Here is a 19,818-nt window from a genome sequence, read left to right as displayed (position 1 = left end):
ACCTACTTGCTAACATCTTTTAAATGTACTCACTAAAAACTCTTTTTCACCTTTGGGTTGGTAAGAATAACATAATCTCCCAAATGTTGATGTTGTTCCCAATCTGGGTTATCGAAATCTTCGGCGGCAAAGGCAGCAATATTTAAAGCTTTAAGCTTTGGGGCATATTTTTTAAGTTGCGCATAAGTGCCTAGTTTTTCATCGCTGTGAAAACGCCCATTCACCTGAAAAATCTTCTTTCCTTTGTTTTCTTTGGCAAATTTAGCAATAGACCAAGCCATTGTTGCATCCCAAAAATTTTGGGTTTGATAAACTTTCATTGCACCCATACCATGCCCACCCAGTAAAGCGATAAACTTTTCGTAATACCTGCCTGTTAAAGTATCAACGGTATTTGGAGGTAAAAACTGTTTAGAATTTGCCGGTAATTTTGCTAATATTTCCAATCCGTTTTTTGTTACCGAATTACTGTACCTTCCTGCTGCATTTGCACCAATAACAGCAATGCCTTGGCTTTTTGCAAATGCGATCATCGGCTCATAATCTTTGTAATTGTTCCAGGCCCTTGCTTCTTTAATAAAGTTTTTCTCGTTAATAATTCCGGCTAAATACTCGTTAATTACCGGTTGTACATCGGTATGGAACATTTCTAAAGTTAACCCCACTTTATTGTTGTAAGCAACAGCTAGTTTTTTAAATAGGCTAACTTCGAGGTAATGTCCAATCGAGTCGTTATGCTCTTCGCCAAAGAAAAGTACATCAGCGTTTGCCATAGCCGCTACAATTTCATCTAGGCTCACTGTCTTTTGTTGTTTTACATCGTAAACTTTATACTGTTGGCTAATTTCCTGCGATTTAACAAAAAGAGGAAATAAAATCAGCGCTAATAAGGTTAGTTTTTTCATGTATTTGTTTTGTTGTTTACCTTGTGAATTCAAATTAACGAAATTTTTTACCGATAAATTAACGCATTTTACCGATAATTGGATAGTAAATAACGGTTTTGTGTTGTGTGGCCTTTAAAGTCGATCTACTTTTGGGCATATCATTAAACATAACACAATGGAAAATATAAAAAATAAAGAAATGGTTAATCGCTCAGGAAAAGTGTGGGCCGGCTTGGTCATCGTAGCTATCGGTGCGTTGTTGTTGTTAAAGAATTTTGGTTTGGGGCTTCCACATTGGATATTTAATTGGAGCAACTGGCTAATTGTAATTGGCCTTTTTGTTGGTGCACGTAACAACTTTAAAAATAGTGGTTGGTTTGTAATGGTACTTATTGGTGCATATTTTACGCTGGAAGAAATTTTTAGAGGGTATGATATGTCTAACATAGTATTTCCTATTATGTTACTGGTGTTAGGCCTTTATCTTATTGTGAAGCCTAAAAGTGTCCACAGTTGTAAGAAAAATAAATGGAAAGATAAAGGTTATCGTTATAACGAATTTGACCAGGCAAACCCAGCAACAGCGCAACCAGCTGATGCGGCGGCAGCTAACGATACAAATTTTAACGCTAACGATTACATCAATTCGGTAAACGTTTTTGGAGGAAGTAATCAGGTTATTTATTCTAAAAACCTAAAGGGAGGCGAGGTTACAGCCGTTTTTGGTGGCGGAGACATTAATTTAACCCAGTCGGACTTTGAAGGGCAAATTGTGATAGATGTAACGGCCATATTTGGCGGCGTTAAAATTGTAGTTCCACCTACTTGGCAAATTAAATCGGAAGTTACAGCCATTTTTGGTGGCGTAGATGATAAAAGAGCAATCTATCCGTCAACAGAGCAGGTAAATAAATTGGTAATTATAAGAGGAGTGGTATTATTTGGAGGAGTAGAGTTTAAGAGTTATTAATTCGAATTTTAAACTTAAAACTAAACACTTTGACAACTACACCACTATCAAAACCGCAGATAAAAACCATTGCTGGCATTATCTTGATATGTTGGCAACTGGCTTGTGCGGCGGTCTTGTATTTTTTCTTTAACTTTTCGTGGCAAATCGCTATTGTCGATAGTGTGATAAGTAATGTATATTTAGCCATAGGTTGTATCATTATTAGCAACATGCTTGGGTTTTATCAGCCAAAGAACGAAAAATTGCTATATGTACTATTGGTAACTTTAGTGCTTTCTGCCACTGTGGTAATTGCAGCAAAGTACAGCCTCACTTATATATTTGCAAATCAGCGCAGTTATTTAGCTTTTTTAGATCTGGCAGATATCTTTAAGGCAGCAGTTTCATTTATGTGCTTAGCATGGTGTGCATTGGCCAATATACTTTGGTATAGGTTAGAAGAGCAATCGGAAATACAAGCTAGAATGCTGGCCACACAAAACTTGGCTAAGGAGGCCGAATTAAATAAGCTTCGCCATCAGTTGCAGCCACATTTTCTTTTCAATAGTTTAAATTCTGTTTATGCTTTAACTATAGTAAATCCAACAGAAGCAGGTACCATGATTACTAAACTGGCTGCTTTTTTACGAGGTACCCTAAAGCGTGATGATGAAATTTGGGTAAGCGTGGCCGACGAAATGGAATATATTCAGTTATATTTAGATATAGAAAAAGTTCGTTTTAGCCACCGGTTAAGTGTAGAGGTTAACGTTTCTGAAGAAACTTTAGGACTATGCCTGCCCGGCACATTATTGCAGCCTATTGTAGAGAATGCCATTAAGTTTGGTCTGTACAACACGTCAACAGCCATTACTATTGCCATTGATGTAAAGCTTGAAAATAATGCTTTGGCAATTAGCGTTACCAATCCTTACGATCCGGAAATGAAAGCGGCCAAAGGTACAGGTTTTGGGCTGGCGGCCATTAGGCGCAGGTTATATTTGCTTTTTGCCGATAGTAATTTATTGCAGGCCCAATCGCAAAACAATAATTTGTATATTACTACTCTTAAAATACCTCAAAAAGATGATAAAAGCCATACTCATTGACGATGAAGCCCTTGCTAGAGATATTGTAAAGCACTATCTAAAGGCTTTTCCTAACATTGAGGTGGTGGCCGAATGCAACGATGGTTTTGAAGGTTTAAAAGCAATAGGGCAGCACCAGCCCGATTTGATTTTTTTGGATATCCAAATGCCTAAAATTAGTGGCTTTGAGATGCTTGAATTGGTAGAAAACAGACCCGCAGTAATTTTTACCACTGCTTTTGATGAATATGCCATTAAAGCTTTCGAGGTAAATGCCGTAGATTATTTGCTGAAACCCATTGAACAAACTCGTTTTGAACAAGCCATGCAAAAGCTACCATCAAAATTAGCCAAAGGCGATGATAGCCAAGAACTCTTAGCAACTGCATCACTATCGCCAGCGCAGAACAATAGGGTAGTGGTAAAAAATGCAGGTGTAATTAAAATTATCCCTGTAGATGCTATCCACTACTTAGAAGCCGATGATGATTATGTAAAATTGAACACTACCGAAGGTAATTTCCAAAAAAACAAAACCATGAGCTTTTTTGAACAAACCTTAGATAGTTCGCAGTTCATCCGCATCCATCGTTCATATATCATTAATTTGGCACAAGTAACCAAAATAGAACTTAAAGAAAAAGAAAACTACATCGTATTGCTAAAAACCGGTATTTGGTTGCCGGTAAGTAAAACTGGCTATGTAAAACTTAAAGCCGCGTTAGGCATCTAATTTGGTTTCTTACGGCTAAGAGCTAGTCATTGTAAATTTACTTCTGTATAAATCGTCGTAATAACCCCTAAAATAGAATGTATTTATGGTTTTTTAACGTTGCTTAAAAAAAGCCAGAACAATTTCAAAAGCAACGTGTTTAAGTAATAATCAAATCAATTAACAATTTTAATTACTTAAACATCAAGATTATGGGAAATTTACTATATGTAATTGCAGTGATATTGGTAATCATTTGGGCAATTAGTTTTTTAGGCGGCTATTACACGGGCGGTATCATTCACGTTTTATTGGTAATAGCTATAGTAGCTATTTTATTAAAAGTAATAAGAGGTGCTGCATAGTTAAGTAAGGTTTGTTTTAGTTAATAATGAGGCTCGGTAGATTCGGTTATCTATCGGGCTTTTTTATATGCTGTATTTGCTAAAATAAGCGGTATATATAGGGCTATTTTATTAATTTTGCCGTTATGCTAGGACTTAAATTATTAACCGATCCACGTTGGGCCAACATTGCCGAAGGAAACCTTGAAGAAATTTTAACTGACCATGCTTGGTGCGAGCAAAAAGCGGCTAGTAATGCCATTACATTAATTACACAAAATTCCGAGCATCAAGATTTGGTAGATGAATTAACGGCTATTGCTTTAGAAGAATTGGAGCATTTTCAAATGGTTATCAACATCATCAAAGAGCGTGGTTATACTTTAGGCCGCGAACGTAAAGACGATTATGTAGGGCAGTTGGTAAAGTTTAGCAAAAAAGATGGCAGTAGAAACCAGGCATTTATAGACAGGCTGTTGTTTGCTGCAATGATTGAAGCTCGCAGTTGTGAACGTTTTAGAGTGCTGTCGCAAAATATTAAAGACGAAGAATTGGCAAAATTCTATCACGAGCTGATGGTTTCTGAAGCTACACATTATACTACTTTTCTCAACTTCGCCCGTAAATATACCATTGATGTAGATGTGGACAAACGCTGGAAAGAATGGTTGGAGTTTGAAGGTAATTTAATTCAAAGTTACGGAACTAAGGAAGCGATACATGGGTAAGTCCGATGTGTTTAGTCCGAAAATCCGAAGTTGAGGTGTCTAATCTTCCGGCATCTGTCAATTGACTTCCAACTTATGATAATTCACCAACCACAACACGATATCTTGATAGCTTTTGATACCCTTTTGCTGATTGTTAAGTTTTAATATCTTATCGAAGGTTTTGCCCATATAAACCGACATGGCACCATTGTATTTTGCCCAAAACTCTTTTTCTATTTTAAATTTTTGTAAGATCGAATTAGGTATTTTAGCGATGATATCATTGTAATCTTCAGGATATTTCATCCTAATTTCAAACAGCACATATCTCAACATATTGTAATAGGCCGAGTATTGAAATTGAACGTTATTGCTGTGTATGGCCGTTAAATAACCTATCAAATTAGCCTCGTCTTCTTTGGCAACACCTAGCTGATGCGCAATTTCGTGGCAGGTAACAAAAGGCAAAACAAAATTAGGTAAACGCTGGTTAATGTTAGCCTCGCCCGAAAGTGGGTTATAATAACCTTCAATTCCCGTTTTGCTCACTAACCAAGAACTCGTTACAGGTTTAACGGTACTGTATTTATAGCTAAAAAATGGTTGTGTTTGCGCCAATTGATTATAAGCTGTAGCTGCAATATCTTCAAGCTCTTTTGGTGTGTAGTTAAAATTACTATCCACCGCTTTATCCAAAGCGTTTAGTTTTTGCAAAATGAAACCGTTCAACTTTAAAAGCTGCTCTTTTTGGTAAGGCTTGTCGCTAATTTGCAACTGCTCGTTAATTCTAGGCCTAGCGTAGTTTAGCCCCCAAAGTAGTTTAAATGAAATGTAGGTAATGAGCAGAAAGTTAACACATTTAAAACCGAAAGCGGTATAATCTTTTTTCGTCTTTTTTTGTCTGCTAATAAAAATTACAATGGTTTTAAGCATATAAATAATCAGTAGTGCATACAAAAAATCGCCTATGGCAAAAGGAAAAAACGAAGATATACAGCGTTGCGCTAATGAAATAATAGGATAAAGTTGTTGGCTATAATAACGCTCTACAGCTTCTGGGAAGAAGCCAAAAGTGAAAATGGCTAATGCCATTAAAAGTAAAGTAATTAGACTAATAGGCTGTTTTTTTTGGTGCATTATAATTTGTAATGACCTTTTAATGAATAAATATGAACAACGTTATCTATTACTTCATAAATTATACGGTGCTCTAAATTAATTCTTCTAGACCATTTGCCTATTAAATCATGTTTAAGAGGCTCTGGCTTGCCAATCCCAATGAATGGATCTTCCTGAATTGCTAAAATTAGCTGTTCAATCTTCTTTTGTATAATTTTGTTGCCTGATTTTTTCCAAAACTGTAAATCAGCTATTGCTTCATCGTAATAGAATATTTCCATGGTTTGGAATTTATAAAGCAAACATATATCTAAACAGATTTACAATCAATAGAAATATAATTCTATTTCATTTCCATAAGTCTTCAATCGCTATTTTTACACCTTTTCCTTCTTTCATTTGAGCTTCGCTTCTTTTAATTTTTGCAACAAATTCGGGATTATAGGTGCTTTTCTTAGTCGTAAAGTCAATTTTTAAAGCCTTAACGAAAGCTTTAATGGCAGCTAGTTGCTCTTTATTTTTAGGATGTATAATTAAAGTTTCCATCTTTCGCAATTTTTACATTCGTACAAATATAATCAATTACCGCTCAAACGTTAAACGCTTACCTGTCTCGTTGGTCATAAATTTACCTTTTTGGTAAGCTAAATTGCCTGATACAAAAGTGTGCGTAATGCTAGCGTTGAAAGTTTCTCCATCAAAAGGGCTCCAGCCACATTTATATAGGGTATTTAATTTAGTTACTTTGCAAGGGTCGTTCAAATCTACCAATACTAAATCTGCCCAATAGCCTTCTCTAATAAAGCCACGTTCAACAATATCAAAGCAAATAGCTAAGTTGTGCGAAGTTTTTTCTGCTATTTTTTCTAAAGAAATTTTCCCTTGCAAGTGCATTTCTAACAATGCAGGTAGTGCGTGTTGCACCAATGGTCCACCAGATGGCGCTTGGGCGTAAGGCTGATTTTTTTCTTCAATGGTATGTGGCGCATGGTCGGTAGCAATCACATCAATATAATTGTCTAATAAACCTTGTAAAATACCAGCTTGGTCTGCTGCGGTTTTTACGGCCGGGTTCCATTTAATAAAATTGCCTTTGGTAGCGTAATCGGCATCATTAAACCAAAGGTGATGTACGCAAGCCTCGGCAGTAATTCGTTTATCGGCCAATGCCAGCGTATTATCAAATAAGCCTACTTCTTTTGCCGTAGAAATATGCAAGATATGTAAACGAGTGTTGTAGCGCTTAGCCAATTCAACTGCTAAAGAAGATGATTTATAGCAAGCCTCGGCACTTCTAATTAAAGGGTGCATTTCAATGGTCAAATCGTCGCCATATTTCTCTTTGTAAACCGCCAAATTATGGCGGATGGTAGCTTCATCCTCACAGTGGGTAGCCACCAACATGGGTGCTTTACTAAAAATATTTTCTAAAGTCTTCTCATTATCAACCAACATGTTTCCGGTAGATGAGCCCATGAAAACCTTAATGCCACACACGTTTTTGGCATCAGTTTTAAGTACCTCTTCAATATTATCGTTACTGGCACCCATGTAAAAAGAGTAATTAGCCAACGATGTGTGCTTGGCAATAGCATATTTATCTGCCAACAAATCTTGAGTTAACGTATTGGGAACGGTGTTGGGCATCTCCATAAAAGAAGTAATTCCGCCAGCAACGGCAGCCATACTTTCCGAAAAAATATCGGCCTTGTGCGTTAAGCCAGGTTCACGGAAATGTACTTGGTCATCAATCATTCCAGGTAACAGGTGCAAGCCTTCCGCATTAATTTCTAGGTCTGCCGTAGCAGTAATTGTAGGCGCAATTTTTTCAATTCTACCATTTTTAATCAGTAAGTCCGAAGTGAAAATTTGCCCTTCATTTACAATATTAGCTGCTTTAATCAAGATTGTACTCATGTTTCAAAGGTAAGGATAAAGTCGGTGAAGTCCGAAGTTCGATGTTGGAAGTTGTGATGGATATTTTTCAACATTTTAGCTCCATAACATTAAAGCACTTTTTCATCGGTCTTCGTACGGCAGACATCGGACTTTCTAACTAATAAATCGTAAATTCGCAGCTATGGCAAAAAAATTCGAGGAGTTTAAGCTCAATAGACAAATACTGAACGCAGTGGAAGAAGCTGGTTTTACAGAAGCTACACCAATACAGGAAAAGGCTATTGGGCCAGTTTTGTCGGGACAAGATTTGTTCGGTATTGCACAAACAGGTACAGGTAAAACTGCGGCCTATGTGTTGCCAATGCTCATGAAACTGAAATATGCGCAGGGCGAAAACCCCAGGGCACTCATTTTAGTGCCAACAAGAGAATTGGCCATGCAAATAGAAGAGCAAGTAAAACTCTTCTCTACCTACACCGATTTAAGAACCGTGGTAATTTTTGGAGGTATTGGCCCTAAAACCCAAAAAGAGCAAATTGCTAAAGGAATTGATATTTTGGTAGCTACCCCAGGCCGCTTTTTAGATTTGTATTTAGCTGGCGATATCAATACCCGTAGCTTGCAGTTTTTAGTGTTGGATGAAGCAGATAAAATGATGGATATGGGATTTATTGGTTCCATCCACCGCATTTTAGAAGTAGTTCCACGTAAACGCCAAAACCTACTTTTCTCTGCCACAATGAGCGATTTGGTACAGAAAATTTCGGGCGATTTTCTTAAAAACCCACTAACTGTTGAAGTTGCTACACAGGCTACACCGGCAAAAACTGTTAGCCAGTTAATGTATGCCGTTCCAAACTTTAAAACTAAAATCAATTTGCTGCAACATCTATTAAAAAACGTGGAGGAATTTAAAAGGCTGATTATCTTTTGTAAAACCAAAACCGTGGCAGATAATATCAATAGTTTTATTACACGTAGGTTGGGCGAAGATGCCGTTAGGGTAATCCATGCCAACAAGGGGCAAAATACACGTATCAATTCTATTAATAGCTTTAAAGAAGGCAATATTAGGGTTTTAGTAGCAACAGATGTGGCTTCGAGAGGCATTGATGTAAGTGAAGTAAGCCATGTCATTAACTTTGATGTGCCGATAATTATAGAAGATTACGTACACCGAATTGGCAGAACGGGAAGGGCATTTAACGAAGGTACCGCAATTACATTCTACAATGAAGCCGAGCGGTATTATATTGATAAAATTGAAAAGTTAATTAGGCAGCAAATTCCTGAGAAACCGCTTCCTGCAGAAGTTTTTGTAGAAGAAACGCCCTATGAGGAAAAGCAGGCTACCGCAAGGGAAATTGATGCCCAAAAGAGGAAAGAAAATCCCGACTTTAAAGGGGCATTCCACGAAAAAAAGAAACAGTACGCTACCAATACTAAAAAAACAACAAAAAATAATAGCATATCTAAATCAAAAAAACGCAGATAAATTGAAACTAAAATTAACACCATTAAACATTGTATCGGCATTAAGCTTGGTGGCAGTTATTAGCTTAATCGTAAATAAAGCTTGGTTATTGGTTCCTGCTAATCACGAATTTAAAGGGCTGTTCATTGCACTTGGACTGTTGGTTTTTTTTGTATCTTTTCTTTGCGATCAGATTTTTAGAAAATTTGTTCCCACTTTGGCAAAACTTTGGCTTGTGCAATTAATGATTATTGTACTTACCGTAGTATTTGTACTAGTGTTAAAGATAAGTTTTTTTTGAGGGATAGATTTGAAAGTGTAAATTTTAACATTAGCATATAATAGAGAATGAAAAAGGCAGAAATAAAGATTACTGTAGAATTAGACGAAAAAAATGTTCCTGAAAATATTCTTTGGGAATCTACCGATTCGGAAAATAAAGATCAGGTAGCGGCAAAATCAATGATGTTGGCCCTTTGGGACCATAATTATAAAAATGCTATGAGAATAGATTTATGGACTAAAGATATGCCTGTTGACGAAATGAAGCGTTTTTTCTATGAAACATTACAAACCATGGGCGACAGCTTTTTAAGGGCTACGGGAGAAAAAAATATAGTAGAAGATTTGAGAGATTATTGCGCACATTTTGCAGATAAAATGGGAATTAATACCCAACGATAAACAATGTTTTAAATCATATGAGTGTACCTGCTGCTAAGGAAAATTTTATAAACTTTATTGTAAAGTTGGTGCTTGTTTTTACATTAATAGGCTGTGGGGTAGTATTGTTGTTTTATCAAAACAACAGTACTAAGTATATTGCTCAAAAACAGCAACGTATAGCAAGCTTAATTGATTTGAAGGGCGCTTTACAGCAAACCGACTATGCGTATCTTAAAATAAAGAATGGCGACTCTACGCTGGGCGATAGCTTAAAAATTAATCTTAAAATACTCTCAGAAAAGAAGAAGGCACTTTTGTTGTTTACCCAAGAAAATGAGCTTTATAAAAACAATGCTTTAGCGGCAAAAAGTAGTTTAGAAGAAGAGGAAAGCTTTTATACGGCACAATTAAATAGCTTTTCTCCTGGCAGTAATAATGTGCAAATCGATTCTAGTAATAAAATAGGGCGTACTCAACCATTATTAACAGCGTTAATTAATTTAGAACGCGATGAGCTAAGCCAGAAAATTTCGCAGAACGATAGCTTATACACCATACTTGGCTATTTGGTTGTGGGCGTAGGTGCATTAGTGCTTTTAATGGTTTTGGTAATTAATAGTCGTTTTCAGAAAGGTCTCCAAAAGCAAGTTACACACGAAAGGGATATTTACAATGCTAAATTAATGGCACAAGCGGCAAATAATGCCAAAACAGAATATTTGGGGATGATTAGCCATGAAATTAGAACACCAATGAATGGCGTACTGGGCATGTCTAACCTGCTCTTGCAGGGATCGTTAAATACGGAGCAGAAAGAGTATGCCAAAACAATTCACGATAGTGCCGAATCACTCTTGCGCATCGTTAATGATATTCTCGACTTTTCGAAGATTGAAGTCGGAAAAGTACATTTAGATAAAAGTTCGGTAAATATAAGGGAGCTTATTGAAGATGCCTTTGCCCATTTCCCAAAATCAAAAGAAGGAGTGGATATTAGCTATAAAGTAGATCCCAATGTGCCAAACTCCATTTACTGTGATCCTAAGCGCTTAAAACAAATATTGCTTAACTTTTTAGGCAATGCCATAAAGTTTACTGAAAAAGGCAGCGTAGTTTTAGAGTGTACGTTAATAGACAAAGACGAACATGGCGCTATGCGCCTAGGCTTTGTAATAAAAGATACTGGTATTGGTATTGCCGAAAACCGTATTAAATCATTATTTAATCCGTTTGTACAGACAAATTATTCTACCATGCGCAAGTACGGAGGTACAGGATTGGGACTAAATATCGCCTATAACCTTATCACCATGATGGATGGAAAAATAAAGGTTAAAAGTGAAATTGGTGTTGGTTCTACGTTTACTTTTTTTGTGGTGGTAAAAGAAACTACCGAAAAACAAGTGCCTGCAGTTATAAAAGAGGTAAAGCCCATATTAGATCATGAACTCTCTGCCAATTATCCCTTTAAAATTTTAGTAGTAGATGATAATGAGATTAACCTTATGCTCATTACAAAAACGCTGAGTAAGCTGGGCTACGAGTGTAAAAAAGCCTCTAACGGCCAAATAGCTGTAGATATGGTAAAAGAAGAGCACTTTGACCTGATATTTATGGATATGCAGATGCCTATTATGGATGGTACGGTGGCTACTACCGAAATCAGAAAGCATTACCGCATATATAGCTATCCTATTGTAATAGCACTTACGGCCAATACCTTGGGCGATGGAAAGGACAAATGTTTAGAGGCCGGAATGCAAGATTTCATAGCCAAACCTTTTAAGCCTGCAGAAATTGAAGCCATTATTAAAAAATGGGCTCCAAAAATTATCGAACACCAAGGCAAAGATCAATCTATTTCTTTAAGTTAGTAGTTTAAAAGAACAATGTATGTTGGTGGTAAATAAAACAATGGCACTTTTGGGGCTGATATTGGTTTTTTTGGCAAGTTTTTGCCCCATGTTGAAGGTTAAAATAATAATCGATTGGGTAAACTGGAGCTTGTATAAAACAGATCCACGTCTTTTCCTTATAACCTATGCTATTGCTGCTATGATGGTACTGTGCTATTTTATTAGGCAGCTAAAAGCTTTTAGATTACTTTCTATATTAATGTTTGCATGGGTGTTAGTAATGGCTGCCGCTGTTTATTTTAAAGCTACCCATTACTTCGGGCTCAAGTTTGCAGATAACATCTTAGGCAAGGCCATCCATTTCCAATGGGGATGGATTATTCTGCTAATAGGTGCCTTACTTTTGCTTTTTAGCGTTAAAAAAGAGCGACTTAAAGTTTAAGCTATCCTCCAAACAGTTTAAGTTAATTAAACTTTAACAAATGTTGGTACAGTTTTTCGGTAGGCAGCCCCATTACGTTCGTGTAAGAGCCTTCTAGTTTTTCTACTACAGTTAAGCCAAACCAATCTTGTACACCATAGCTGCCTGCTTTGTCAAAAGGTTGATAGTTAGCTATGTAATAGTCAATTTCTTCGAGGTTTAACGTTCTGCAATAAACCGTTGTTTTATCGTAAAACGAGGTAAGGTTGCCCTGATAATTAATACTTACGCCCGTATAAACTTGGTGCATATTGCCCGAAAGCTTGCCCAACATTTCTTGTGCTTGGGCGTGGGTTTTTGGTTTGCCCAATATTTCTCCATTAATGGCTACAATGGTATCGGCAGTAATGATAATTTGATCGGGTTTGGTGTTAAATGCTGCTGCTTTTTTTTCGGCAATATATACCGCAATTTCGGGTGCCGTTAAATGCGCTGGATAGCTTTCTTCAACCTCTTTTAGTTCAACAGAAAAATCTAAGCCCATTAAGCTTAATAATTCTTGCCTTCTGGGCGATTTAGAAGCGAGTATAATTGGAATAGTTAATTTAAGCATAGCTGTAATTTTCGGTAAAAATAACAAAAGCGACCAATTTGATCGCTTCTGCTTAAAAATAACTAATTAATGTATTAGTTGTTTTCGGTTTTACGTTCGGCCATGCGCTTTTGCATTTCTGCACGTTGCTCTTCTTGCCAAGCTTTATAAGTTTTTTGTTGTTCTGCTGTTAAAACTGCGTTTACTTTTTTGTCGTTTTCTTCACGCATCTTAGTCATTTTTTCTCTCATTGCCGCTCTGTCTCCGCTAGCTTGAGCTTCTTCACGTAGCTTTTTCTGTGCATCGGCTTGTTCAGTAAAAATGGCAGTTAGTTTTGTTTTTTGGTCGTCAGCTAACTTTAGCTTTTCATCCAATTGTTTTACCCTTGCTTCCGGGTTCATTCCCATGCCTCCACCTTGCCTTCCTCCACCTTGTTGTGCTTGTGCAAATGCTACCATACCAAATAATAGCCCGCAAATCATCATTAGTTTTTTCATCTGTTTTAATTTTGTTTTTAGTGGTGATGAAGCTATTCCGAAAAATTGAAATAGTTTCATGTTTAAGTTGTTTTATGTTTCCTCTTTGAGTAGAAAAATAAATAGAGGTTTAATCGATGAAAAAGATTTTTTTAACTTAGCTAAGCTAAAGAAGGAAAGGGTTGGCAATGTATTGCTCATAAGCAATAGCAAAGGCACAAAGTAGCGTAATTCGTTTCAATAACAGCGTTATTTACTTGCTTCTGCAGCCGATATTGTGCTGCCATACCAATTTTGCTGTACTTTCAATACTTTTTCTATTACATCTCTAGCTGCTGTTTCACCACCTTTTTTAGGAGAAATGTAATGAGCTATTGCTTTAATCTCTTCAACAGCATCATTAGGGCAAGTGGCAATGCCCACTAGTTTCATTACTGCTGCATCTGGTAAATCATCGCCCATGTAAAGTACTTGGCCGGGGTTGATTCCCTTTTGCTTGATATAGTTGTTAAAAACTGTTAATTTATTGTCAATGCCTAAAAAAACATCGGCTATGCCCAAGCCTTCGAAACGTTTGGTTAAGGCTAGGCCTTTAGCACCCGATATAATGCAAATAGTATAACCTTTTTTTAGGGCAAGTTGCAGAGCGTAACCATCTTTAACGTTAAAAGAGCGTAGTAATTCTCCACTTTCGCTGGCTATTACCGTACCGTTGGTAAGTACGCCATCTATATCGAAAACGAAGGTGGTAATACCACCTAAATCCCCTAAAGGAGACTTTTTATTGCTTTCTATCATGTTGTTTGCCTCATGTATTTACGGTGGTATTAAACTCCCCTTTAGAGGGCTAGGGGCTTATTGGTTATCTCGCCACTCGTAAACCCAAGCCGATTGTATTTGCTCTAAATGGCCTTCGTTGCATTCTTCTCTAGTGCCTTTAAAATTTGGCAACTCTAAAACCCATTCAATAAGTTCTGTAAACCTAATTCTGTAGATTTTTGGTTCATCAAACTCATCGCCAAACTTTTCGTAAAGTTCTAGGGCAATGTCTTCATGGTCTTTCCAGTATATAGGCAGTGCAAATTTATCGTTGTTCATTTTTGTAAAGTTGAAATGTTTTAAGGTTGAAATGTTGGTAAACTGTTTAATCGGTTAACTGATAGCTAGCAGCTTAATCGTAAATCTAAAATCGTAATTCGTGAATTTTAATGTCCCAAAAAGCCCGATTGGTCTGGGATAGTGACTTCAATATCGCCATCTAAAACAACGCACTGACAAGCTAGTCTTGAAGTAATCTTTGGTCTTACCGCACGGTCAATAAAATCTTCCTCTTTTTCAGAGATTTCCTGAATATTGTCCATGCCTTTGTTTACATAGATGTGGCAGGTACTGCAACCGCAAACGCCACCGCAGTTATGTTGTAGTTCAATGCCATTGTCTAAAACAACATCTAACACATCTTCGCCAGCGGCAATAGGTAACTCTACAGGTTCTTTCCCTTCTTCCTCGAAATTTATCTTTAATTTGAAAATACTCATAATACAATGCAAAAGTAAGCAGGCAAAATTAAAAAACGGTATTATCTGGTTTTTTTAATCTGCTGGCTCAATAGTTTATAAATTGTTAACCATTCGGGATGCTGTTCAAGTAACTCTTCATGCTTCTTTAAGGTCTGCTCATCGTTTCTAATGGCAGGGCCGGTTTGTACCGCAGTAGGCAATGCTGTTTTTACTTTATGAGCTGTTTCGGCAATCAAAGGTTTGATGATGTCGAAATCCAACTGGTTTTGTGCTAGCAGTTGTTGTGCAATTCCGTAAAGGTAATTAGGGAAATTACAGGCAAACACAGCCGCTAGGTGTAATGTTTGTCTTTGTTGGCTATCTACTTCGTAAATATTTTTACTGATTAAATTTGCCAATTGCTTTAGCTTATTTAGGTTGGCTGCCTTATTGGCTTCTAAGCAAAGCGGTACATTGCTAAAGTCTATATCTTTTTGCTTAGAAAAGGTTTGCAGTGGGTAAAATACCCCATAATTTTCTAGGTTGCCTAAAGCGTTTAACGCAACAGCGCCAGAGGTATGGGCAACAATACCGCTGTAATTTTTTAGTGGGGCAGCCATTGCCGCAATAGCATCGTCCTTAACTGCAATAAGAATAATGTCGCTTTTATCACTAATTTGAGAAACCTCTTCTACTGCTTTGGCATTAACTGTGCCAGCTAACGCTTGCGCATTTTTAAAGTGCTTAGACCAAATATTTAGCACCTGCACATTTGCAGTATTTAAAGCTTTGGCCAAGTGTGTTGCTACATTTCCCGAACCTATGATAGATACCAACATTAGTCTGTTTTCAGCTCTTTTTTTCTTCTAAAAATAGAAATCAAGAAACCAATTACCATGATGATAGTACCAATCCAGTATAAGTTAATGTAAGGGAATTCGATAGATTTAAATACTACCCAATCCTTTGCTTGTTGTGGTTTCTCAAAAAGATGTAATTCAAATTTATTTTCTTCTGGAATAATTTTGGTGAACCTTACCCTAAAACCAAGTTCATCAATTTTACGGGCAAAATCAAAAGTATTATTGCCTTTAATAAGGAACAACGGCTCAGCGTTATAGATTTTACCACTTACATTTATTTCTAAAGGTAAACCTACTGCTAGGTCTTCTTTTTCAATCTTTAGGTCTTTAACTACCGGTTTGTTATTTAGCGCTTTTACGGTTAACACGCCGCTGCTGGTATGTACCGTATCGCCCACTTTTAAGGTAACAATGCGAGGAGCTTTATAGTTCTCCTCTTCAGTATGTCCTTCGTGGTCGGCATGTTCTTCTTTTTTCTGTGCTGCACTGGTAATGTGGGTATAAATGTCTTTGAGCAGGTAATGTTTCGTGTCTGGCGAAGCAATTAAGCCCATTTTGCCATTTTCTTGAATACTTGGATTAACCGTAAAATCTTCTTTTACCTTTCCTGTTGTTTCATCTATTACTTTAAAGTTTAGCTTGTAATAGGTGTTAGGTGCTATGGTGGTATCGCTCACATAGGTAACGGTGTATTTGCCCATTTTTTTAGGTTCGTTCTTATACACCATAATGTTTTCGCCTGGCTTTGCTGCTTTTTCAAAATCCTTAACAGGGATATAGTTGGTTTCGTTAATAGAAATTGGTTCGCTAGTGGCGGCAGCAACTAAAGCACCTATCAATAATATGGCAAAGCCGATATGGGCAATGGCCGATCCTGCTAATTTACTGCCACGTTTAGTGAAAACACCCGTTAATAACCTGGCGTTGGCCAATACGGCAAAAATACAACTGAATGTAAGTAAGATATACATAGAGTTGGTATAAATATCGGCTACATATACAAAACCAGCAGTAATTACCAATGCGAATATGATTGATGAGATTAAGCTACTATAGAATTTACGTGGATCGGTACGCTTGTATTTTAAAAACTGTGAAAATCCAGAAATTAATGCAATTAGCACAGCAAAAGGTGCCTGCCATTGGTTATAAAACCTTACTGCATCTTTAATAGGGGCATAGTTGGTGCCAAATACAGCATTAAATACAGGTACCGAAGTAGCAAAAATAATGTGTATGCACGATACCGTAACTACTAAAGCACCAATAAACATCCAAAATTCACGTGAGTAAGTTTCTTCGTCTTTATGGGTTATAGGCAGTTCTTTCCATCGCCAAACCACAAAAAATACGGCAATAGCCAAGAAAGACAAGATAAAAAATACCAATTGCCAGGTCATGCCCAAATCGGTAAATGAGTGTACCGAAGTTTCGCCCAAAATACCGCTTCTGGTTAAGAAAGAAGCATAAAGTACCAAGATAAAGCTAATTAATACTAAGACCATTGCGGTAAAGTAAGCATGACCGGTATTTTTATAGGCTATAATTACGTGTAAGCCACCAATTAAGGTTAGCCAAGGAATGATAGAGGCATTTTCTACTGGATCCCAAGCCCAAAAACCACCAAAGTTAAGTGCTTCGTAAGCCCAAAAAGAACCCATAATAATGCCTGTGCCTAAAATCATGATGGCAAATGATACCCATGGCAATACGGGCTTAACCCAATCTTTATAGCGCTTTTGCCATAAAGCCGTAATGCCGTAAGCGAAAGGTACAATCATACTGGCAAAACCCAAGAAAAGGGTAGGAGGGTGTATCACCATCCAATAGTTTTGGAGTAATGGGTTTAAGCCTCTGCCGTCTGTAATAAAACTGAGGTAATTCTTAAAGGTTTCTGGGTCGGCAAATATTGGAGCCATTTCCTTTAAGTTAACCGCATCTCTTAATAAAATAAATGGAGATGAACCAATACGAGCGCCCAAAATCTCTACACCTAGTAGCATAGAGGTTAAGAATACTTGCGAAAGTGCAATAATGGTCATTACACCATTTTCCCACGATTTGGCTTTCCAAATAAGAATAATGCCTAACAAGGCTTGCCAAAATGCCCATAGCCAAAAACTGCCTTCTTGTCCTTCCCAAAATGCCGAAACGATATAATATACAGGAAGTTCTTTAGAAGAATGCGAATAAACGTAGTTGTATTCGTTGTAGTGATTTAAGATGAGGTAGAAAAGCGTAGCGCCAATGCCGATAATGCTGGCTGAATTTATCCAAAAACCTATTCTTCCTATTTTAGTCCAAGAGCGGTCTGCTAAGTTTTTGTTATTAGTAGCGAAAAAATAGGCAATGGTAGAAAGTAGTGATGCGCCAAACGAAAGTACGATGAAAAATTGGCCTATTTTGCCAGGAAGGAGGTTCTCTCCAATAAATTGAATATCCATTAAGATTTTGTGTCTTTTAACTCTTTAATTGTTCCGTCTTGGTTTACTTCCACCATGTTATCGTTGTATTTAGACGGACATTTCATTAATATTTTAGAGGCATAGAAGGTGTTGTTTTCCATTTTGCCAATCAACACTAATTTTTCTGAACGTTCAAAATCTTGAGGTTTTGAGCCGTTAAGCACTACTTTGTTTACCTTTCCATCTTCATCTTTCATGTGAAAAGCGAAATGGTTAGGGTCTTTCACAGCATCGTAATACATGCCCTTGCTCTTTTCCCAGTAGCCCATTACGTGTTCTTCTTTTTGCGATTCGGCGGCTTCGCTAAAATTAGCGTAAGAGTCGGTGTCAGCATTTAAGCTTACCAAAAAACCAATGCATAAGGCAATGGTGATTAAACCGATGATAGCACTTTTTCTCATCCTATTTAAAGTTGTTTCAATGGTGATGACACTATCATGATTAATTGGTAGTTTTTGGAATAGCAAATCATGATGGTCTCATTTGATTGTGATTTAAAATACAGCACACAAATATAGAAAAACAAACTAAGTGCAGCTATTTCGGAGGCCTTATGCACCATATCTTGACAATTGTTTGATAATCAAAAATGCCCCGTAACAGATAGGTTACGGGGCAATCTATTGTTTAGAAATCGGCGATAAGATCGCCGTTATTATCTTTCTACAATTTCAATATACTTTGTTTGGCTTTGGCTAAGTATTTTTGCCAATTTTCCAGAAAATACACTAGCTTGCCACCATGCCGTAGCATTTATAAAGAGCAAGAGAACAATTATAGGTCTTTTCATTGAGGTTTATTATAGGCAATTAACTTGTGGTAGAACATTATTATCATTTAAACTTTACATGCTTTAAAACATGCTCTGCCAACTTTTTAGCCTTGTTGGAATCCTTTTTTTCATAGTCTATCGTTATTGAAAAGCATTTGACATAAGCAGGATTAGTTCCATATATGGAGCGCCTTATGAATCCAATTCCTTCAAAATTATGATACGACACGAGCATTTTACCTGCATTTATTTCTCTGATTTCTGAACTATAAGCCAATAATAAAACATTTCATTTTCAATTATTTATTAACCGTGTACTGGACAAGCCTGACCTTCTTGAAGATTTTCATAAGGCTTAGATGTTCCATTATTGTTTGTAAATTCCAAATCTTGTACCCATTGTGAATCAATCTGAGATCCATCAGAAAAATTCATGAAAATATGCTGAAATTGATAAGCATCAATCTCCTCTTCTATTCCAAAGCTAGCGTTTCCATGCTCTCCAGAAGAACTGAAGCCATAATCTCCATCAAGAAATTGTCCCACATGCGCCAGTTCATGGGCTAATGTTGATTTTTTTATCATTTCTCTTTCAGCCTGAACTGGAGTTCTGCTACTACCATAAATTAATAGCTGTTCATCATCGGGGTGTAAGCTAACGGTTGGGGTGTACATTTGGTCGTTTTGTTCTTGGTTACCGCCCTTTATGGCGTGCAGTTCCGCATTGGGCACTTCTTCCGGTTCGGGGGAGAGCTTGTTGAATTTAGATGCCCTTTTCATATCCGTTTTTTATTTGGTTTTTCAATTATATCTTTTACTTTGCTAACTTCCAAATAAAAGAGGCTATAGCATGAGCGGTAGTGCTTTTGCCTACCGAGCCCATTACGGAGAGATGTTAATCATGCACTATATTATTTTTATACAATGTTGCTTAAAATGTAGCAATTCCATTACGGATTTCCAAGATAGCGGCACTGGAGTGTTTTTTCTTTATTAATCCCACCCGTAGTGCATTATTGCTTT

Annotated in this window: 24 protein-coding genes; 9 read left to right on the top strand and 15 right to left on the bottom strand. The window is 37.0% G+C overall.

Annotated features, from left to right (window positions below):
- Positions 1-32: 32 nt before the first annotated feature.
- On the bottom strand, positions 33-905 hold the full coding sequence (locus B3I52_RS09225; RefSeq protein WP_293300590.1) for a ChaN family lipoprotein: 873 nt from the start codon (positions 903-905) through the stop codon (positions 33-35).
- Positions 906-1,062: 157 nt separating this feature from the next.
- Between B3I52_RS09225 and B3I52_RS09220 the strand changes: the two genes are divergently transcribed.
- The 5 genes from B3I52_RS09220 (at position 1,063) to B3I52_RS09200 (ending at position 4,711) form a co-directional block, all read left to right on the top strand.
- On the top strand, positions 1,063-1,857 hold the full coding sequence (locus tag B3I52_RS09220; protein ID WP_293300588.1) for a LiaF transmembrane domain-containing protein: 795 nt from the start codon (positions 1,063-1,065) through the stop codon (positions 1,855-1,857).
- Positions 1,858-1,886: 29 nt separating this feature from the next.
- Positions 1,887-2,948, top strand: coding sequence for a sensor histidine kinase (locus B3I52_RS09215; protein WP_293300587.1), 1,062 nt, complete (start codon positions 1,887-1,889; stop codon positions 2,946-2,948).
- A complete protein-coding gene (locus B3I52_RS09210) occupies positions 2,926-3,660 on the top strand; it encodes a LytR/AlgR family response regulator transcription factor (RefSeq protein WP_293300585.1) in 735 nt (244 codons plus the stop codon). Before B3I52_RS09215 ends, B3I52_RS09210 begins: the two co-directional genes overlap by 23 nt.
- Positions 3,661-3,851: 191 nt before the next feature.
- The gene (locus B3I52_RS09205) at positions 3,852-4,004 is read left to right on the top strand and encodes a lmo0937 family membrane protein (RefSeq protein WP_293300583.1); all 153 of its coding nucleotides are present in this window, start codon (positions 3,852-3,854) and stop codon (positions 4,002-4,004) included.
- A 125-nt stretch (positions 4,005-4,129) separates the two neighbouring features.
- Positions 4,130-4,711 (top strand): tRNA-(ms[2]io[6]A)-hydroxylase, encoded by a 582-nt coding sequence (locus tag B3I52_RS09200; protein WP_293300581.1) that lies wholly within the window; start codon positions 4,130-4,132, stop codon positions 4,709-4,711.
- Positions 4,712-4,768: 57 nt separating this feature from the next.
- Here the strand turns inward: B3I52_RS09200 and B3I52_RS09195 are convergent, their stop codons facing one another.
- From B3I52_RS09195 to B3I52_RS09180, 4 genes are all read right to left on the bottom strand, one after another.
- On the bottom strand, positions 4,769-5,785 hold the full coding sequence (locus B3I52_RS09195; RefSeq protein ID WP_293300579.1) for a DUF3810 domain-containing protein: 1,017 nt from the start codon (positions 5,783-5,785) through the stop codon (positions 4,769-4,771).
- Between the two features lie 44 nt (positions 5,786-5,829).
- Positions 5,830-6,093 carry a Txe/YoeB family addiction module toxin gene (locus B3I52_RS09190; protein WP_293300578.1) on the bottom strand — a complete coding sequence of 88 codons (264 nt, stop codon included), beginning with the start codon at positions 6,091-6,093 and terminating at the stop codon, positions 5,830-5,832.
- A gap of 67 nt (positions 6,094-6,160) precedes the next feature.
- Positions 6,161-6,358 carry a DUF2683 family protein gene (locus tag B3I52_RS09185; RefSeq protein ID WP_293300577.1) on the bottom strand — a complete coding sequence of 66 codons (198 nt, stop codon included), beginning with the start codon at positions 6,356-6,358 and terminating at the stop codon, positions 6,161-6,163.
- A 36-nt stretch (positions 6,359-6,394) separates the two neighbouring features.
- The gene (locus B3I52_RS09180; protein WP_293300576.1) at positions 6,395-7,729 is read right to left on the bottom strand and encodes a dihydroorotase; all 1,335 of its coding nucleotides are present in this window, start codon (positions 7,727-7,729) and stop codon (positions 6,395-6,397) included.
- A gap of 163 nt (positions 7,730-7,892) precedes the next feature.
- Here B3I52_RS09180 and B3I52_RS09175 point away from each other — a divergent pair, with 163 nt between their 5' ends.
- The 4 genes from B3I52_RS09175 to B3I52_RS09160 all read left to right on the top strand — a co-directional run bounded on the left by B3I52_RS09175 (position 7,893) and on the right by B3I52_RS09160 (position 12,149).
- Positions 7,893-9,206 (top strand): DEAD/DEAH box helicase, encoded by a 1,314-nt coding sequence (locus B3I52_RS09175; RefSeq protein ID WP_293300575.1) that lies wholly within the window; start codon positions 7,893-7,895, stop codon positions 9,204-9,206.
- A gap of 327 nt (positions 9,207-9,533) precedes the next feature.
- Positions 9,534-9,869, top strand: a complete 336-nt coding sequence (gldC, locus tag B3I52_RS09170; RefSeq protein WP_293300573.1) for a gliding motility protein GldC — start codon at positions 9,534-9,536, stop codon at positions 9,867-9,869.
- 17 nt (positions 9,870-9,886) lie between these two features.
- Positions 9,887-11,725 (top strand): response regulator, encoded by a 1,839-nt coding sequence (locus B3I52_RS09165; RefSeq protein WP_293300571.1) that lies wholly within the window; start codon positions 9,887-9,889, stop codon positions 11,723-11,725.
- A gap of 19 nt (positions 11,726-11,744) precedes the next feature.
- Complete coding sequence (locus tag B3I52_RS09160; protein WP_293300569.1) at positions 11,745-12,149, top strand: hypothetical protein; 405 nt, start codon at positions 11,745-11,747, stop codon at positions 12,147-12,149.
- A 22-nt stretch (positions 12,150-12,171) separates the two neighbouring features.
- Here the strand turns inward: B3I52_RS09160 and B3I52_RS09155 are convergent, their stop codons facing one another.
- From B3I52_RS09155 to B3I52_RS09110, 10 genes are all read right to left on the bottom strand, one after another.
- Positions 12,172-12,741, bottom strand: a complete 570-nt coding sequence (locus B3I52_RS09155) for a Maf family nucleotide pyrophosphatase (protein WP_293300567.1) — start codon at positions 12,739-12,741, stop codon at positions 12,172-12,174.
- A gap of 74 nt (positions 12,742-12,815) precedes the next feature.
- The gene (locus B3I52_RS09150) at positions 12,816-13,277 is read right to left on the bottom strand and encodes a hypothetical protein (RefSeq protein WP_293300565.1); all 462 of its coding nucleotides are present in this window, start codon (positions 13,275-13,277) and stop codon (positions 12,816-12,818) included.
- 168 nt (positions 13,278-13,445) lie between these two features.
- Positions 13,446-13,994: a KdsC family phosphatase gene (locus tag B3I52_RS09145; RefSeq protein ID WP_293300563.1), complete on the bottom strand. Its 549-nt coding sequence runs from the start codon at positions 13,992-13,994 to the stop codon at positions 13,446-13,448.
- Between the two features lie 57 nt (positions 13,995-14,051).
- Positions 14,052-14,294, bottom strand: coding sequence for a Fe-S cluster assembly protein IscX (gene iscX, locus B3I52_RS09140; protein WP_293300561.1), 243 nt, complete (start codon positions 14,292-14,294; stop codon positions 14,052-14,054).
- Between the two features lie 107 nt (positions 14,295-14,401).
- Positions 14,402-14,734: a 2Fe-2S iron-sulfur cluster-binding protein gene (locus B3I52_RS09135; RefSeq protein ID WP_293300559.1), complete on the bottom strand. Its 333-nt coding sequence runs from the start codon at positions 14,732-14,734 to the stop codon at positions 14,402-14,404.
- Between the two features lie 41 nt (positions 14,735-14,775).
- The gene (locus tag B3I52_RS09130) at positions 14,776-15,534 is read right to left on the bottom strand and encodes a Rossmann-like and DUF2520 domain-containing protein (protein ID WP_293300558.1); all 759 of its coding nucleotides are present in this window, start codon (positions 15,532-15,534) and stop codon (positions 14,776-14,778) included.
- Positions 15,534-18,002: a heme lyase CcmF/NrfE family subunit gene (locus tag B3I52_RS09125; RefSeq protein ID WP_293300557.1), complete on the bottom strand. Its 2,469-nt coding sequence runs from the start codon at positions 18,000-18,002 to the stop codon at positions 15,534-15,536. The genes B3I52_RS09130 and B3I52_RS09125 overlap by 1 nt, the downstream gene beginning before the upstream one ends.
- Complete coding sequence (locus B3I52_RS09120; RefSeq protein WP_293300555.1) at positions 18,002-18,424, bottom strand: cytochrome c maturation protein CcmE; 423 nt, start codon at positions 18,422-18,424, stop codon at positions 18,002-18,004. Before B3I52_RS09120 ends, B3I52_RS09125 begins: the two co-directional genes overlap by 1 nt.
- Before the next feature lie 254 nt (positions 18,425-18,678).
- Positions 18,679-18,813: a hypothetical protein gene (locus B3I52_RS09115; protein WP_293300553.1), complete on the bottom strand. Its 135-nt coding sequence runs from the start codon at positions 18,811-18,813 to the stop codon at positions 18,679-18,681.
- 288 nt (positions 18,814-19,101) lie between these two features.
- The gene (locus tag B3I52_RS09110; RefSeq protein ID WP_293300552.1) at positions 19,102-19,575 is read right to left on the bottom strand and encodes a hypothetical protein; all 474 of its coding nucleotides are present in this window, start codon (positions 19,573-19,575) and stop codon (positions 19,102-19,104) included.
- Between the last annotated feature and the right edge of the window lie 243 nt (positions 19,576-19,818).

The organism is Pedobacter sp. UBA4863 (assembly GCF_002399615.1).
GTDB lineage: Bacteria > Bacteroidota > Bacteroidia > Sphingobacteriales > Sphingobacteriaceae > Pedobacter.
The sequence above is the reverse complement of the archived record's forward strand: the minus strand, read 5'-3'. Positions and strand labels throughout refer to the sequence as shown.